Genomic DNA, 16,321 nt, shown 5'->3' on the forward strand with positions numbered 1-16,321 from the left:
CGATGTCACTTCTCGATAAGCACTCGATCCTCGAAAAGAACGCCACGCTGTTGTTCGTGGGCTCCCTGCTGGTCGTGACGATCGGCGGCATCGTCGAAATCGCACCGTTGTTCTACCTGCAGAACACCATTGAGAAGGTGGAAGGCATGCGGCCCTACTCGCCGCTCGAGCTTGCCGGCCGCAACATCTACATCCGCGAAGGTTGCTATGTCTGCCATAGCCAGATGATCCGCCCGTTCCGGGACGAGGTCGAGCGGTATGGCCATTACAGCCTCGCGGCCGAATCCATGTACGATCACCCCTTCCAGTGGGGGTCGAAGCGGACCGGTCCTGATCTCGCCAGAGTCGGCGACCGCTACTCCAACGAGTGGCATGTCCAGCACCTTACGGACCCGCGTTCGGTCGTGCCCGAGTCCATCATGCCCCGCTACGGATTTCTGAAGGACAACGCGCTCGACGTGAAGAACTTCTCCACTCAGCTCGTCGCCAATATCGATGTCGGCGTGCCTTACACGAAGGAGATGGTCGCCAACGCCGAGGCCGATCTGATGGCGCAAGCCGATCCCAATGCCGATACGAGCGGACTGCAAGCGCGCTACCCTAAGGCAAAGGTTGGCGATTTCGACGGCAACCCGCAGGCAGTGACCGAGATGGATGCGCTGGTCGCCTACCTGCAGATGCTCGGCACGCTGGTCGATTTCTCCACCTATGACGATGCAGCCGGCTACCGCTGAGGAGGGGCGATGGAGACCTACACGGCCATGCGCCACTTCGCCGACAGCTGGGGCTTGCTCTTCATGACCCTGTTCTTCGTCGGTGCAATCGCCTTCGTGTTCCGGCCCGGCGGCCGGAAGGGCGCCGACGAAGCCGCCCGGATCCCTCTCAAGGACGACTGACATGAGCGACAAGCAAATTGACGAGCTTTCCGGCGTTTCCACCACCGGTCACGAGTGGGACGGCATCAAGGAGCTCAACAACCCGCTGCCGCGCTGGTGGGTCTGGACCTTCTACGGCACGATCGTGTGGGCGCTCGCCTATACGATCGCCTATCCCGCCTGGCCGCTTCTTCGCTCGGCCACGCCCGGCCTCCTCGGCTATTCCAGCCGCGCGGAGATCAAGGGCGAGCTGGCGGCCGCCAGCGCCGCGCAGGCGGTCTATGTGGAGGCGATCCGGGCCAAGACTGTCGACGAGATCGCAGCCGACGATCAACTGCGGGAGTTTGCGACGGCGGCCGGTGCTGCCGCTTTCAAGGTGAACTGTATTCCATGTCACGGCTCGGGTGCGGCCGGCGGGAGCGGCTATCCCAATCTCAACGACGACGACTGGCTGTGGGGAGGTTCGCTGGACGCAATCTATCTGACGATTGCGCACGGCATCCGCTTTGCCGCGGACGACGAAACACGCGTTTCGGAAATGCCGGCGTTCGGCGACATTCTCGATGCCGATCAGATCGCTCAGGTCAGCGCCTTTGTGGCCAGCCTGTCAGGTCCGGCAAACGACAAGGGCTTGGCCGCAGCGGGGGCCACGGTCTTTGCGGAAAACTGCGCGAGCTGTCACGGCAATGACGCCAAGGGCAATCGCGAGCTCGGCGCCCCGAACCTGACCGATGCCATATGGCTCTATGGCAAGGGCGAAGCGGCAATTGCAGCACAGGTCCGTGCGCCGAAGCACGGCATCATGCCGGCCTGGGGTGCACGGCTCGGCGATACCACTGTCAAGGAGCTCGCCGTTTTCGTCCATTCGCTGGGCGGAGGGGAATAGCTCGCGGGGGCAGCTATTCCCGGCCCCCCCTCCCGGCGCGGAGGCCCGGCTCAAAAGCCGGGCCTTCTGGTTGATCTGCATCAAGGCGAACGAGTCGTCGCTCGGGCATGCGCGGGGCGGGACGGGCACATTTCGCGGGCATCATCGGCCGCGATTCCCGGGTCGAGCGTAGAATCGGAGCTTGCATGTTGAGCCGCACCGAAGTTGAAAGGCTGGAAGCCGAGCCGGTTAATTCCGCCAGGCTTCGGCAGCCGCTCTATGCGCCGCGCAAGAAGATCTTCCCTAAGCGCGCGTCCGGCAATTTCCGGCGGTTCAAATGGCTGGTGATGGCCATCACCCTCGGCATCTATTACGTCACGCCGTGGCTCAGATGGGACCGCGGCCCCTATGCGCCTGACCAGGCGGTGCTCATCGATCTCGCGCATCGGCGTTTCTACCTGTTCTTCATCGAAATCTGGCCGCAGGAATTCTTCTTTGTCGCCGGACTTCTGATGATGGCCGGCATCGGCCTGTTCCTGGTCACTTCGACTGTCGGGCGCGCCTGGTGCGGCTACACCTGTCCTCAGACCGTGTGGGTCGATCTGTTCCTCGTCATCGAGCGCTGGGTGGAGGGCGACCGCAACGCGCGCATAAAGCTCGATGCCGCTCCATGGACGCTCGACAAGCTGCTGAAGCGAGCGGCCAAGCATTGCATCTGGCTGCTGATCGCGGTTGCGACCGGGGGCGCCTGGATCTTCTACTTCGCGGATGCGCCGACACTGTTCGTGGATCTCTTCGAAGGCCGTGCGGCGCCGGTCGCCTACTCGACGGTCGCCGTCCTGACGGCGACGACCTACGTTTTCGGCGGCCTGCTGCGCGAGCAGGTCTGCACCTACATGTGCCCATGGCCGCGCATCCAGGGAGCGATGCTCGACGAGAACTCGCTGACAGTCACCTACAATGACTGGCGCGGCGAGCCGCGCTCTCGCCACGCCAAGAAGGCATTGGCCGCCGGCCAGAGCGTCGGCGACTGCGTCGATTGCAACGCCTGCGTCGCGGTCTGCCCGATGGGTATCGACATCCGCGACGGCCAGCAGTTCGAGTGCATCACCTGCGCGCTCTGCATCGATGCCTGCGACGCGGTGATGGACAAGCTCGGCAAGGAGCGTGGCCTGATCTCCTACGCCACACTAAGCGACTACAACGCCAACATGGCGCTCGCGACCGCAGGCGGCGCATATGCGGTCGATCCGACGCTTGTACGGGGCGAGGACGGCAGGCTGTCCGGCAAGGTCACGCATTTCCACATCGGCCATATCTTCAGGTTGCGCACCTACATCTATCTCGGTGCCTGGACCTTGGTCGGCGCGGTCCTCCTCTATGCCCTGCTTACGCGCGAGAGGCTCGAGCTGAACGTTCTTCACGACCGCAACCCGCAATTCGTTACACTGTCTGACGGCTCGATCCGCAACGGCTACACGGTCAAGATCCTCAACATGATCCCCGAGCCCCGCACGATCATCGTGACCCTTCAGGGGCTGCGCGGGGCCAATATGAGCGCGGTTGGCATCGACCAGCCGGAGGGCCGCTCCTTCGACGTGCGCGTCGAACCGGATCGGCTGAAGAAGCTGCAAGTCTTCGTGCGTCTTCCGGCGGATGCCATTGGCGACGAGCATGAGACGTTCAAGTTCGTCGTTCAGGACAAGGCGAGCTACGAGGCCGCCGAATACGAAGCCACGTTCAACGCACCGGAGAACAGGTTGCGCAAGGAGCACGAGAAATGAGGCCGCATGCCAGGAAGCCTGTCGAGTTTACCGGTCGGCACATGCTCGGCCTGATGCTCGCCTTCTTTGGAACCGTCATTGCCGTCAACGTTTCGCTCGCAGTGTTCGCGCGCACGAGCTGGACGGGCCTCGTCGTCGAGAACGCCTATGTCGCGAGCCAGGAGTTCAACGAGCGTGCCGCCGAGGGCAGGGCGCAGGCTGCGCTCGGCTGGAAAAGCAGCCTTGTCATCGCGGGCGGCGAAATCCGTTATCGACTGACCGATGCTTCCGGGGCTCCGATCGCCGTGCGCGGCATGACGGTCAAGCTGCGCCGGCCTGCCTACGAGGCAGAGGATCAGGTCTTCGCGCTCAACCCGTCTGCCGGCGGAGGTTTTGCGATCAGGCGGGAGGTACGGGACGGCATCTGGATTGTGGAGACGGACGCGAGTGCCGAGGGCGCGCCGCCCTACCGTGAGGTTCACCGTGTCGTCGTTGCCGATGGAGTCGCCCGATGACCTGCTGCGGTGTAAGCGCCGAACTTGCCGTGGAGCGGGAGCGGACAGCCGGCGCTCGGCTTTCCGAGGAAGAGGTGAAGCTGTCGAGCCGATCGCTGGGCAACGGCTTGCGGCAGACGGATCTCTCGGTGCCAGGGGTCCATTGCGGCGCCTGCATCCGCACGATCGAGTCGGCGCTCGCGAAACTGGACGGCGTTGAAAGCGCCCGCGTCAACCTGTCGACAAAGCGCGTCTCCGTGTGCTGGCGGGAGGAAAGCCAGCCGCCGGTTGTGGCGACGCTCGGCCGACTGGGATATGCGGCGCACCTGTTCGACGACACTTCTGCGGGCAAGGACAGCACGCTCACGGAGCTCATCCGTGCACTCGCAATTTCCGGCTTCGCAGCCGCAAACATCATGCTCTTGTCCGTTTCGGTGTGGTCGGGAGCCGAGGGAGCAACGCGCGACCTGTTCCATTGGGTGTCGGCGCTGATCGCAGTACCCGCCTTTGCCTTCGCAGGACGGATCTACTTCCGTTCGGCTTGGGAGGCCCTCAGCAACGGCCGCATGAACATGGACGTGCCGATCGCGCTCGGCATCTCGCTCGCCTACGGCATGAGTCTCTACGAGACCATCACCCATGGCGAGCATGCCTATTTCGACGCCGCCGTTTCGTTGCTCTTCTTCCTTTTGATCGGCCGCACCCTCGATCACGTCATGCGCGACCGCGCGCGGGCAGCAGTCACCGGCCTTGCGCGGCTTGCGCCGCGGGGCGCGATGGTCGTTCAAGCCGACGGTTCGCGCGACTATCTGCCGGTAGCCGAGCTGCAGCCTGGCATGGAAATCATCGTTTCCGCCGGCGAACGGATTCCGGTGGACGGCATCGTGAGAAGCGGAACATCCGAACTGGACTGCGCGATCGTCACCGGCGAGAGCACGCCTCGACCCGCTGCTCCTGGAGAGGCGGTCCAGGCCGGCACGCTCAATCTGCTGCAGCCGCTCATGATCGAGGCCACGGCCGCGTCCAAGGATTCCTTTCTGGCCGAAATAGTACGGCTGATGGAATCGGCCGAAGGCGGTCGCGCCCGATACCGGCGCATCGCCGACCGCGCGTCGGCCCTCTACTCTCCGGTCGTGCATCTGACGGCATTCTGCACCTTCCTCGCCTGGTTGACCATTTCCGGCGACTGGCATCGGGCCCTCACGATCGCAATCGCCGTCCTCATCATCACTTGCCCCTGCGCCCTCGGCCTGGCGGTTCCGATCGTGCAGGTCGTCGCGGCGCGGCGGCTCTTCGAGAAAGGCATCATGGTCAAGGACGGATCGGCCATGGAACGCCTCGCCGAAATCGATACGGTCGTCTTCGACAAGACCGGGACGCTGACGATCGGGACTCCCCGCGTCACCAATCTTGCAGAGATCGCGCCATCCGCGCTGGCTACCGCCGCCGCGATCGCCGCCCATTCGCGCCATCCTCTTTCCCGCGCCATTCTGTCGGCCGGACGAACGGTTGATACCGTTCCATTCGAGTCGATTGCTGAGATCCCTGGGCGGGGGCTGGAGGCGATCCGTGCGGGGGACGTCTACCGCCTCGGCCGCCCCGATTGGGCGTTTGCTGCGGTTGCCAAGGAAGCTCTGGTAGGATCGACGGTGTTGTCACTCAACGGGGTTCTGCTGGCGACGTTCGAGTTCGAGGATCGTTTGCGTCCCGATGCCGCATCGGCCGTTGCGCAACTCAAGGCGGCGGGACTGACGGTCGAGATCATTTCGGGCGATGCATCGGCTGCGGTGGCGTCGGTGGCCGAGGCGCTGTCGGTCGATCTGGCCTATGCTCAAGTGCCGCCAGGCAGCAAGGTCGAGAGGCTCGCCGAGCTTTCGAGCAGGGGACGCAAGGTGCTCATGGTCGGCGACGGGCTGAACGATGCTCCGGCACTTATCGCCGCCCATGTCTCGATAGCGCCTGCGACGGCGGCGGATATCGGCCGCAATGCTGCGGATTTCGTCTTCCTGCACGACAGCCTTTCCGCGGTGCCGATCGCCCTGGAGGTGTCGCGCCGTTCAGGCCGGTTGATCCGTGAAAACCTGGTACTGGCTGTCGGCTACAACGCGATTGCGGTCCCCATCGCCATTCTTGGCCATGTCACGCCGCTGATCGCGGCAATCGCAATGTCCACATCCTCACTGATCGTGATCGGCAACGCGATGCGCCTTCTCAGTTCGCGCGGGAAGAAGGTCGAGACAGACCGGCGCGCCGATGCATCGTTCCCGCTGCCGGCGGTCGCCTCATGACCAATCTGGTCTTCCTCATTCCGGTCGCGCTTTTCCTAGGAGGCCTCGGGCTCGGCGCATTCCTTTGGGCATTGCGCAGCGGACAGTACGAGGACCTGGACGGCGCGGCCGAGCGCGTCCTCTTCGATGACCCTCACCTTCCAGATGAGCCCTGGCAGGGCAGTGAGGGGCAGCGCCAACCTGAATGCGCAACCCGCTAAGCCGCCTTGCTATGCGTACGGCCCGACTGGCCGAGATAGGCGTCGAATGCCGCAGCGACGGCCCGGATGACGAAGCGCTGATCCTGCCGAACGCGGACGAACCCCTCCGCGATGTCGAGCACGCCGTCCTTCCGCAGCTCCTCCAGCCGGACGTTGTCATCCAGCATCTGCGCGGGATCGAAGCCGTGCGCCGAGCAGATTGCCGGGATGTCCGCCTCGAAATCGCACATCAGCCGTTCGATGATTGCGGCGCGCACTTTGTCCTCAGCCGTGAGCTGGTAGCCCTTGGATGTGGCGAGGCAGCCGGCGCCGATGCGGCGCGCATATGAGCCGGGCGCAACCTCGTTTTGCACATAGCCGCCGCCGACCTTGCCGATGGCCGAAGCGCCGAAGCCGATCAGCGTCTCGCAGGTGTCGGTGGTGTAGCCCTGAAAGTTCCGCCTCAGAGTCCCGCCTTCTTGCGCAAGGGCCAGCTCGTCGTCGGGCAAGGCGAAATGATCGAGACCGATCTGCCGGTAGCCGGCGGCTATCAGCGTTTCGGCGATCGCCGCCGCCTGTTCGTTTCGCGCCGCGCTGTCCGGCAGCGCATTGTCGTCGATCATGCGCTGATGCTTTTTGAAGGCGGGGACGTGGGCGTAGCCGAATACGGCCAGACGGTCCGGTCGCATGGTGATCGCAGCCGCCGCAGTGTCGACGCAGGAGCGCACCGTCTGATGCGGCAAACCGTAGATCAGATCGAAATTGATGCGGTTGACGCGGTGGCGACGAAGCTTCTCGACGGCTTCGGCGGTCTGTTCCGTGCTCTGGATCCTGTTGATGGCCTGCTGGACGATCGGGTCGAAACTCTGGACGCCAAGGCTCGCCCGACCGACGCCGGCCGACCCCAAGGTGGCCGCCATTTCCGCCGTCAGTGTGCGCGGGTCTATCTCGACTGCGACCACGGCATTGTCGGTGAAGCGGAAGCTGTGGCGCAACAGGTCCGTGAGCGCCTCGAATTCCGCCGGCTGAATGATGGTGGGCGTGCCTCCGCCGAAATGCACATCGCTGACGGGCAGCTTCTGTGATGTCGCGGCGGCAACCATCCCGATTTCGCGGCGCAGCGCGTCGAGATAGTCGAGGATAGGCTCGTCCTGGCGCGTGATCGTGGTGTGGCAGCCGCAATACCAGCACATCGACCGGCAGAACGGGATGTGGAGGTAGAGCGATACGGGCTGAGCCGGCGGGAGGTCCCTCAGCCAGCCTTCATAGGTTTCGGGGCCAACGGCGGCTGAGAACTGCGGTGCAGTCGGATAGCTGGTGTAGCGGGGCAGGCGCGCTTCACCGTATTTGGCGAGAATTGAGCGTTGCAATGGAATATCCCCTGATGCGGCACTGCCAGGGGTACTAGCTGCGGCCAGGTCTCGGCTCTTTGACCTAGGCCAAATCACCGCGCGGTTTTCTCATTCCTTTCCAGAGTTTTGGACCCGTCGCGCTCGTCGAGCCGAGCTCCGCCGCGCGTGGCGTGAGGCGGCCTGCCAGAGGGGCTTGGTCTTGTTCTCTGCAGCGCCGTGATCGACCTTTCATTGACAGCGATCAATGCTTGCCCGACCCGCAATAGATATTGACTGCTCGGATTTCATGCGCCGCAGTGGTGAAAATCTATTTCCTATCAGTGCCGCTGCTCCAAATGTTCGCACAACGGCCCAAGGAGCTTCCAATGAACAATGCCAAGATTGCTACGGGCAATCCACTCGACTCCACGGAGGTCGAGCTTATCGACCGCTACTGGCGCGCGGCGAATTACGTCTCCGTCGGGCAGATATACCTTCTCGACAATCCGCTCCTCACGGAGCCGCTCAAGGCCGAGCACGTCAAGCCGCGGCTGCTCGGGCATTGGGGCACGACGCCCGGGCTGAACTTCATTTATGCGCACCTCAACCGGGTCATCCGTGCGCGTGACCTCGACGTGCTCTACATCTGCGGCCCCGGCCATGGCGGGCCGGCGATGGTCGCCAATACCTACCTCGAGGGCACCTATAGCGAAATTTATCCGAAGGTCGGGCAGAACGTCGACGGCTTGCGCAGACTGTTCCGCCAATTCTCATTCCCGGGAGGAGTGCCGAGCCACGCGGCTCCCGAGACGCCCGGCTCGATCCACGAAGGCGGCGAGCTCGGCTATGCGCTTGCCCATGCCTTCGGCGCGGTGTTCGACAATCCGGATCTGCTGGTGGCCTGTGTGGTGGGCGACGGCGAGGCCGAGACCGGCCCGCTGGCGGCAGCCTGGCATTCCAACAAATTCCTCAATCCGGCGCGCGACGGTGCCGTTCTGCCGATCCTGCACCTCAACGGCTACAAGATCGCCAATCCGACGATCCTCGGAAGGATGAAGGACGAGGATTTGCGGGACCTGTTCACCGGCTATGGCTACGAGCCCTTGTTCGTCGAGGGCAGCGAACCGCACCGAATGCACCAGGCAATGGCCGCGACGATGGACACGGTTCTCGATCGTATCCATGCAATCCAGGAGCAGGCGCGCGCGCCGCTCTCGTCGGGCGAGCCGCAACGCTGGCCGATGATCGTTTTGCGCAGCCCCAAAGGCTGGACGGGGCCGAAGGAAGTGGACGGGCTGAAGGTCGAGGGCTTCTGGCGCGCGCACCAGGTGCTGGTCTCGAATGCGCGTGGGGACGAGGCGCACCGCCGCATTCTCGAAGAATGGATGCAGAGTTACAGGCCGAATGACCTGTTCGATGCCGAGGGGCGGCTGAAACCCGAGCTGAAGGCGCTGGCCCCGTCCGGCACCAAGCGCATGGGCGCCACGCCTTACGCCAATGGCGGCCTTCTGAAGCGCGAACTGGTGTTGCCCGATCGGAAGGAATACGCGCTCGAAATTCCGGAGCCGGGCGGCGTGACGGCCGAGGCGACTCGTGTCATGGGCGGCTATCTCCGCGACGTCATGCGCCTCAACGCTGAAACCAGGAATTTCCGCGTGATGGGGCCGGACGAGACCGCGTCCAATCGTCTAGATGCGGTATTCGAGGCGACCGACCGGGTCTGGATGGAGCGGATCGAACCCTATGACGTGCATCTCGCGCAGAACGGCCGCGTCATGGAGGTGCTTTCCGAGCATCTTTGCCAGGGCTGGCTCGAAGGATACCTGCTCACCGGGCGACACGGCCTGTTCTCATGCTACGAGGCCTTCATCCATATCGTCGATTCCATGTTCAACCAGCATGCCAAGTGGATCAAGACCTCGCGCGAGCTGCCCTGGCGCAAGCCGATCGCCTCGCTCAACTATCTCCTGACCTCGCATGTCTGGCGGCAGGACCACAACGGCTTCAGTCATCAGGATCCCGGCTTTGCCGATCTCGTCGCCAACAAGAAGGCCGATACGATCCGCCTCTATTTTCCGCCCGACGCCAACACTTTGCTGTGGGTGACGGATCATTGCCTGCAGACCTACAATCGCGTCAACGTCATCACCGCCGGCAAGCAGCCGGCGCCGCAATGGCTGAGTGCTGCTGAGGCAGAGGCGCACTGCAAGGCCGGGGCAGGAATCTGGGAATGGGCCGGAACCGCCACCAAGGATGAGGAACCGGACCTTGTCATGGCCTGCGCCGGTGATGTGCCGACCCTGGAGACGCTCGCGGCCGTGGACATACTGCGTTCGTCGCTGCCCGACCTGAAGATCCGCGTCGTCAACGTCGTCGACCTGATGACGCTGCAGTCCAATGAGGAACATCCGCACGGCTTCACTGAAGAAGCCTTCGACACGCTATTTACGACGAACAAGCCGGTGATCTTCGCCTATCACGGCTATCCCTATCTCATCCATCGCCTGACCTATAAGCGGGCCAACCACGGAAACATGCATGTGCACGGCTTCCGTGAGGAGGGCACGACCACCACGCCGTTCGACATGGTGGTGCTGAACATGCTCGATCGCTATCACCTGGTGCTGAATGCGATCAGCCGCGTGAAAAGGCTTGCCGGAAGGGTGGACGAGCTTGCCGCCGCGCTCGATAAGAAGCTTACAGAACACACCATGTATGTTCGCGAGCATGGCGAGGACATGCCGGAGATCCAGAAATGGAGCTGGCCTTACAAGACCGCCGCAGAGGCCGGTGACTGATGCCGGGAGCCGTCATTGCCCTCAACGCCGGCTCATCCAGCGTCAAGTTCGGCCTCTATGAGGTCGATGCATCCGGGCGTCCAGGCCTGATCCTGCGCGGAGTGCTGGACCTGGGCGATGCGCCGCGCCTCACGGCCAAGGCGGCGAATGGCGCGCTGCTGCACGATCGAAAGCTGGCCGCCGACGAGGGGGCACACTTCGGCGGCCTGCTGGATCTGATAGAGGGTCATATCGGCGGCGGAAGCCTGATCGCCGCCGGCCATCGCATCGTCCACGGCGGCCGCGACTTCATCCGCCCGGTCCGGCTGACGCCTGACGTGATCGAGGCAATCGAAAAGCTCACCCCGCTTGCCCCATTGCACCAGCCGCGAAGCCTTGCGCCGATCCGCGCGCTCGCCGCGCTCAGGCCCGAGCTGCTGCAGGTGGGCTGCTTCGATACCGCCTTTCACCAGACGATTTCCAGGACGGTCGCCCGCGTCGCGCTGCCGCGGAAATACGAGGCGGAAGGTGTTCGCCGTTATGGCTTCCATGGGCTGTCCTATGAATATATCGCAGGACGGCTGCGTGAGATCTCGCCACGACTTGCTGCAGGCCGCACTGTGGTCGCCCATCTCGGCAACGGCGCCAGCCTGTGCGCCATGCGCGACGGGAAAAGCGTTGACACCACGATGGGCTTCTCAGCGCTGGACGGGCTGGTGATGGGCACGCGCTGCGGCTCGATCGACCCGGGCGTGCTGCTTTATCTGCTTCAGGAGAAGGGCATTTCGCCGGATAACCTCGAACACCTGCTCTATGAGGAATCCGGCCTGCTTGGCGTCTCCGGCATCTCGGCCGACATGCGGACGCTGGCCGCCAGCGATGATCCGCGGGCAATCGAGGCGCTCGAGCTGTTCGTGTTCCGGGCCGCGCGCGAGACAGCGGCGCTCGCCAACACGCTCGACGGGCTCGATTGCCTGGTCTTCACCGCCGGCATAGGCGAAAACTCCGCGCCCATCCGCTCGGCGATCTGCGCGAAGCTCGAATGGCTGGGCGTCCGGATCGACGCCGCCGCCAACCAGGCTCATGCCGAATTGATCAGCGCGCCCGACAGTGCTGTTACAGTGCTCGTGATCCCAACCGACGAGGAGCTTGTCGTCGCCCGATGTAGTCTCGCTGTGAGCCGACAATAGGCGCGGTGGGATCGATTTGATGCACATCAAGGCTCACACGCGGAAATTGCGGTGATATGCTCCCGCGTCACCATGGAGCGAAAGCAATGACCTCGAACACGATAATGGTGCAGCTGGATATCGATTCGGCCCCCGCGCCGCGCTTGAACCTAGCTCGGGCGCTCGCTGACCGGTTCGAGGCGGATCTCATCGGCTTCGCCGCAGCCGAGCCTTATTTCGTCGTGTCGGCCGAGGGCGGCATGATCGCTTCCGAACTCATACGGCGAAGTGTCGACGACATCGAGCAGCGCCTCAAATCCCTGGAGCAGGAGTTCGAGGCGCTGACTAAGGGCGCTGCCGGCGCCTCCTGGCGCGGCTTTGTAGGCGATCCCACCCGCCTACTCGCACTTCATTCGCGCGCTGCCGACCTGATCGTGACCGGCGCGCCGGCGCCGGGAATTGCAAACGACTATCAACGCACCATCGACGCCGGGTCGCTGATCCTTTCGGCCGGGCGGCCTATCTTGGTGGCCTCGGAAAAGCCAGAGCCGGTCCGGTTCGAGAGCATCGTGGTCGCGTGGAAGGACGCGCGGGAGGCGCGCCGCGCGATGGTTGACGCCTTGCCTTTCCTCACTCGGGCCAAGGATGTTCTGGTGGTTACCGTTGAGGAGGCCGAGCCAAAGGAGGCGCGTGAGAGCGTGGCTGAAGTCGTTCACTTTCTCGCCAAGCATGGGGTGAAGGCACGTTCCGAGGTTATCGACGTCGACGTCTCGCAAGCGGTGGATGCGATGACCACGGTTGCAGCTGATCTGGGCGCCAACCTGATCGTGTCCGGCGGCTACGGGCATAGCCGTCTGCGCCAATGGGCTTTCGGCGGGGTGACGCGCTCGCTCCTGCAGGAAACGGGGCTGCACCGGCTGATCTCGAACTAACTCTGGTCCTCGAACCTCACCTCGGCCGGCGGACGGCTCGTACCGTTCCGATGTTTCCGCCCCCACAAAAAAACCGATCGCCGCCGTCGGATTCGAGCCCTGACACATGCACGCCGGGCGGCATCTCGAGCCGTTCGAGGACCTTTCCGGTTTTCGGATCGACGCGCCTCAAATCGCTCTCGTCCCCTTCCCAGGTCGCATGCCAGAGTTCGCCGTCGACCCAACTGACGCCGGTGACGAAGCGGTTCGACTCGATGGTGCGAAGAATGACGCCTGTTTCGGGATCGATCTGGTAGATTTTCCGATCCCTATACTGGCCCACCCAGAGCGCCCCCTCGGCCCAGGCGAGGCCGGAGTCGCCGCCTCCGCCGGGCGCCGGGATCGTGGCGAGCACGCTGCCGGTGTTCGGGTCGATCTTCCGGATGCTGTCCTCAGCGATCTGATAGAGATGCTGTCCGTCGAAGGCCGTCCCGGCATGCGCGGCAACATCGATCGACTGCGCCATCTTCCCGCTCTCAGGGTCGAAGGCGTTCAGCCTGTCTCCGGATGCAAACCAGACGTTCTGACCGTCAAACGTGACACCACCCACCTGGTCGACACCGGGGAAGGGTCCATATTCACGGAGGATTTCGGCTTGAGCTCGTTTCATGCTTTCATCCTAAACGGTTTGCGCGGAAGTGTCCCGGCGTTCGCGATCAATCCCGCAGCAGAGAAGTCCAGGGCGGATCGTCCCACGACACCCGTGAGCGCCTTTCTAGTCGCTCGGCAGCGGCCCGGGGAGTAACAATGCTGTCGGGAATCCCGGTACGGGCGGGGTCATCCAACGACGCGATGGCCCGCGGCCGAAAGACTGCACCTTGCCGGCCGCAGCAAGCGTATCGAGTGCCCGCTGCACGGTGCGCGAGCTCGCGCCAAGCGCGATCGCGAGTGCCGAGCTCGACCAGGACTCGCCGTCCGCCAGTAGCGCGAGCACCGCCGCATGCTGCTCTTCGACAGGAGGCGCCAGGACGACGACGTCGCGCGCGTGGCGCGGCTTGAGGGCGAAGCCGCGCTCCGTTGCACGCACCTCTGCCAGGGTTCCAAGCTCGGCGCGAAGCCGTCCGGCTTCCACCCTGAGGCGTGCGCGATGCGATTCATCGGCGTGCTTGGCCCGGAAGGCCCGCGCAAGGAGAGTGCTTCGTGGCACGTCTTTTGGCCAGGCCTCGCCAAGCGCGCGTGCCAGCGCGAACAAGACCGGGCGCGTCGCGAGCGAAATCACCGTGCCGCCCTCCCGCACGACGTTGCGGCATGCGTCCACGACCAGCGCGCCCGACGTGAACAGGGCTTCGACTTCATCGAGCAGGAGGGGGCGCTCCTCACCCCGCGCGATAAGTCGGGCCGCCGGCGTGTTCATTGCAAGCAATGCGCTTTCGACCTCCGCCGCCAGCGCTCGGATCCCTGCCGCGCGCGCGGCGTCCTTCGCCCGTGCGAGCGCGGCGCGTGCCGCCTTCGTGTCCACGCGCCGGATTGCGATCCCGGCGGCCGCCAGCTCATGGGCAGCCATGAGCGAAGGCGGAAGCGGCAGGGGGTCGAGCCCGTCAAGCTTGCGCTCGGCTTCATCGAGCCGGCCGACCAGGAGAAGGCGCCGGATCTCGAGGTTTTTCGCATGCGCAGCGTTCAATTTGTCGCCGCGCGCTTCGAGCGTGGTCCGCGCTGCCTCGAGCGCCTTTTGCGGCCAGGTAAGATCGCGCGAGACGAGCGCGATTTCAGCCTCGGCGACGACGCATCGTGCGCGCGCCACCGCCTCCTTCGGGCCGAAGGCGCGCGCCGCGCTCTTCAGAAGAGCCTTCGCGCGAACGAAATCGCCGAGCTGGGCCATCGCGATGCCTCTGAGTGCAAGGGCAGGGGCATCGTCGCGCAGGGCGACCCGCTTTAGCGCGCCGAGCGGATCGCCTGCGGCGAGCGCCCGCGCCGCGGCCGTAATTATGGAGTCCATCGGAATCCCGACACAGTTGTAACTCTCACCCCGTGATCTCCTGGCCTATCTGTCCACGTGAACAAGCAATACGCGGCAGCGCAAAGGGAGCAAGACCATGACGGAACACAGCACCGGGACACGTAAAGAGTGGCTGGCGGCGCGGCTCGATCTGCTCGAGGCGGAGAAAGAGCTGACGCGGCGCAGCGACGAATTGGCGCGACAGCGGCAGGAACTGCCCTGGGTCCGGATCGACAAGGAATACCGCTTCGAGACCGATGAAGGCAGCGCCTCGCTTGCGGATCTCTTCCGGGGACGTTCGCAGCTACTCGTCTATCATTTCATGTTCGGGCCCGACTACAAGGCGGGCTGTCCGTCTTGCTCGGCGATAGCGGATGGCTTCAACGGCGTCGTCGTCCACCTGGAGAACCATGACGTTGCGTTCACCGCGGTGTCACGGGCGCCGCTCGCAAAACTGCAATCGTTCAAACAGCGCATGGGCTGGACGTTTCCCTGGGCGTCCTCCTTCGGCAGCGACTTCAATTACGATTTCAGCGTCGGTCTAACCGAGCAGCAGCAGCGAGAGGGAGGTGCTGAATACAACTATCGCCGCGAGTCGGCGTGGGGCGAGCCGGCGGGAGGTGCCAATTCGGGAGCTGCACCCTTCGCGGCAATGGCCGGAACCGATGTGGCCACCTTCATACGCGAGAGACCGGGCATGAGCGCGTTCGTGCTCGATGACGGCATCGTCTATCACACCTACTCTACCTATGCGCGTGGGCTGGACGGCCTCTGGGGGATGTACCAGTGGCTCGACCGCGCCCCCAAAGGACGCAACGAGACAGGCGCCTGGTGGCGCCACCACGACCAGTATAGTCAGGGCTGATGATGTCGCTTCAGTCGAACGGCCCCGATGGGACACCGCCCGCCGACGGCGGATTCGCCAGAACGGCTAGTGTCACTGCAGGAACACGAAGGGTGGCCGACTGGCTCGGCCTCGCCGCGGCGCCGACCTTTGCGACGATGGCGCTTCTGACAGCGGCTTCGGGTGGCGCCGAGATGCCCTGCATGACCGCTCAGGATGCGTCGCCGCTCAGCGGAATGGTGCCGATGTATCTGCTGATGAGCGCTTTCCACCTGGCGCCCTGGCTGAAGCTGGTCTCGTGGCAAAAACCCTCACGGAGAACATGAAAGGCGCGGCGCTGGTGACTCCCGCGTGGGGAGAGGGTGGGGGTGCGACGCGCCCCATCCAAGCCGGAGGTGCCGTGCTTCAGCTAGCCTTGCAGGTTAATCGCGAGGCACCCCCACCCTGAATCCCCCCCACAAGGGAGAGGGGGGGCACCGGCGCCGCACCCAATGCAATTCCCCCCGCCTCACGTGGCCAAGACCAGCTGTCGCTAGCGGTGCGACGCCGCTGCGATCGTCACGTTGGGCTTGCAAACAATCTTGACCTGGTCACCAGCGTCGAGCTGCTGCCCAATCGAGGTTTGGGCGAGGTAAGCCTGTCCATGTATGAAGCAAGCGACTGGACTTGCGAATTCGGCGGGTACGCGGATCACCGCCCTCGCATTATCCGACGTGCACCCCTGCAGATCGGGTGTGCTGGCAAGCGAGCATACCAATATCAAGGCCGTGAGCATCTTCTCCTCCATTTTTATTTGTATGGATTGAAGGATATTCCCCGGAGCCCGCGC

15 protein-coding genes are annotated in these 16,321 nt (G+C 64.1%); 12 read left to right on the plus strand and 3 right to left on the minus strand.

Going from position 1 to position 16,321, the window contains the following annotated elements:
* Positions 1-2 precede the first annotated feature (2 nt).
* The 7 genes from ccoO to ccoS all read left to right on the plus strand — a co-directional run bounded on the left by ccoO (position 3) and on the right by ccoS (position 6,485).
* Positions 3-734, plus strand: a complete 732-nt coding sequence (ccoO, locus tag SAZ10_RS23955) for a cytochrome-c oxidase, cbb3-type subunit II (RefSeq protein ID WP_318611908.1) — start codon at positions 3-5, stop codon at positions 732-734.
* 9 nt (positions 735-743) lie between these two features.
* Positions 744-896 carry a cbb3-type cytochrome c oxidase subunit 3 gene (locus tag SAZ10_RS23960; RefSeq protein WP_318611909.1) on the plus strand — a complete coding sequence of 51 codons (153 nt, stop codon included), beginning with the start codon at positions 744-746 and terminating at the stop codon, positions 894-896.
* Between the two features lies 1 nt (position 897).
* On the plus strand, positions 898-1,761 hold the full coding sequence (gene ccoP, locus SAZ10_RS23965; protein ID WP_318611910.1) for a cytochrome-c oxidase, cbb3-type subunit III: 864 nt from the start codon (positions 898-900) through the stop codon (positions 1,759-1,761).
* A 185-nt stretch (positions 1,762-1,946) separates the two neighbouring features.
* A complete protein-coding gene (ccoG, locus tag SAZ10_RS23970) occupies positions 1,947-3,524 on the plus strand; it encodes a cytochrome c oxidase accessory protein CcoG (protein WP_318611911.1) in 1,578 nt (525 codons plus the stop codon).
* Positions 3,521-4,018 carry a FixH family protein gene (locus SAZ10_RS23975; RefSeq protein ID WP_318611912.1) on the plus strand — a complete coding sequence of 166 codons (498 nt, stop codon included), beginning with the start codon at positions 3,521-3,523 and terminating at the stop codon, positions 4,016-4,018. Before ccoG ends, SAZ10_RS23975 begins: the two co-directional genes overlap by 4 nt.
* A complete protein-coding gene (locus SAZ10_RS23980) occupies positions 4,015-6,285 on the plus strand; it encodes a cation-translocating P-type ATPase (RefSeq protein ID WP_318611913.1) in 2,271 nt (756 codons plus the stop codon). The genes SAZ10_RS23975 and SAZ10_RS23980 overlap by 4 nt, the downstream gene beginning before the upstream one ends.
* On the plus strand, positions 6,282-6,485 hold the full coding sequence (ccoS, locus tag SAZ10_RS23985) for a cbb3-type cytochrome oxidase assembly protein CcoS (protein WP_318611914.1): 204 nt from the start codon (positions 6,282-6,284) through the stop codon (positions 6,483-6,485). Before SAZ10_RS23980 ends, ccoS begins: the two co-directional genes overlap by 4 nt.
* Here ccoS and hemN read toward each other — a convergent pair.
* Positions 6,482-7,834, minus strand: coding sequence for an oxygen-independent coproporphyrinogen III oxidase (gene hemN / locus SAZ10_RS23990; RefSeq protein ID WP_318611915.1), 1,353 nt, complete (start codon positions 7,832-7,834; stop codon positions 6,482-6,484). The genes ccoS and hemN overlap by 4 nt on opposite strands.
* Before the next feature lie 347 nt (positions 7,835-8,181).
* On the opposite strand from hemN, the gene SAZ10_RS23995 reads away from it, so the two are divergent.
* The 3 genes from SAZ10_RS23995 (at position 8,182) to SAZ10_RS24005 (ending at position 12,673) form a co-directional block, all read left to right on the plus strand.
* Positions 8,182-10,593: a phosphoketolase family protein gene (locus SAZ10_RS23995; RefSeq protein WP_318611916.1), complete on the plus strand. Its 2,412-nt coding sequence runs from the start codon at positions 8,182-8,184 to the stop codon at positions 10,591-10,593.
* Positions 10,593-11,762: an acetate/propionate family kinase gene (locus tag SAZ10_RS24000; RefSeq protein WP_318611917.1), complete on the plus strand. Its 1,170-nt coding sequence runs from the start codon at positions 10,593-10,595 to the stop codon at positions 11,760-11,762. The genes SAZ10_RS23995 and SAZ10_RS24000 overlap by 1 nt, the downstream gene beginning before the upstream one ends.
* Before the next feature lie 86 nt (positions 11,763-11,848).
* Positions 11,849-12,673 (plus strand): universal stress protein, encoded by an 825-nt coding sequence (locus SAZ10_RS24005; RefSeq protein WP_318611918.1) that lies wholly within the window; start codon positions 11,849-11,851, stop codon positions 12,671-12,673.
* Between the two features lie 16 nt (positions 12,674-12,689).
* Here SAZ10_RS24005 and SAZ10_RS24010 read toward each other — a convergent pair whose 3' ends face one another.
* Both SAZ10_RS24010 and SAZ10_RS24015 read right to left on the minus strand, forming a co-directional pair.
* Complete coding sequence (locus tag SAZ10_RS24010; RefSeq protein WP_318611919.1) at positions 12,690-13,322, minus strand: DUF5074 domain-containing protein; 633 nt, start codon at positions 13,320-13,322, stop codon at positions 12,690-12,692.
* 105 nt (positions 13,323-13,427) lie between these two features.
* The gene (locus SAZ10_RS24015; RefSeq protein WP_318611920.1) at positions 13,428-14,648 is read right to left on the minus strand and encodes a helix-turn-helix domain-containing protein; all 1,221 of its coding nucleotides are present in this window, start codon (positions 14,646-14,648) and stop codon (positions 13,428-13,430) included.
* Between the two features lie 97 nt (positions 14,649-14,745).
* Here SAZ10_RS24015 and SAZ10_RS24020 point away from each other — a divergent pair, with 97 nt between their 5' ends.
* Positions 14,746-15,513 (plus strand): thioredoxin family protein, encoded by a 768-nt coding sequence (locus tag SAZ10_RS24020; RefSeq protein WP_318611921.1) that lies wholly within the window; start codon positions 14,746-14,748, stop codon positions 15,511-15,513.
* A 92-nt stretch (positions 15,514-15,605) separates the two neighbouring features.
* Entirely contained in the window at positions 15,606-15,818 is a 213-nt protein-coding gene (locus SAZ10_RS24025; protein ID WP_412535289.1) for a hypothetical protein, read from the plus strand.
* Positions 15,819-16,321 lie beyond the last annotated feature (503 nt).

Source organism: Mesorhizobium sp. BAC0120 (assembly GCF_033542235.1).
Classification (GTDB): domain Bacteria; phylum Pseudomonadota; class Alphaproteobacteria; order Rhizobiales; family Rhizobiaceae; genus JAWRCU01.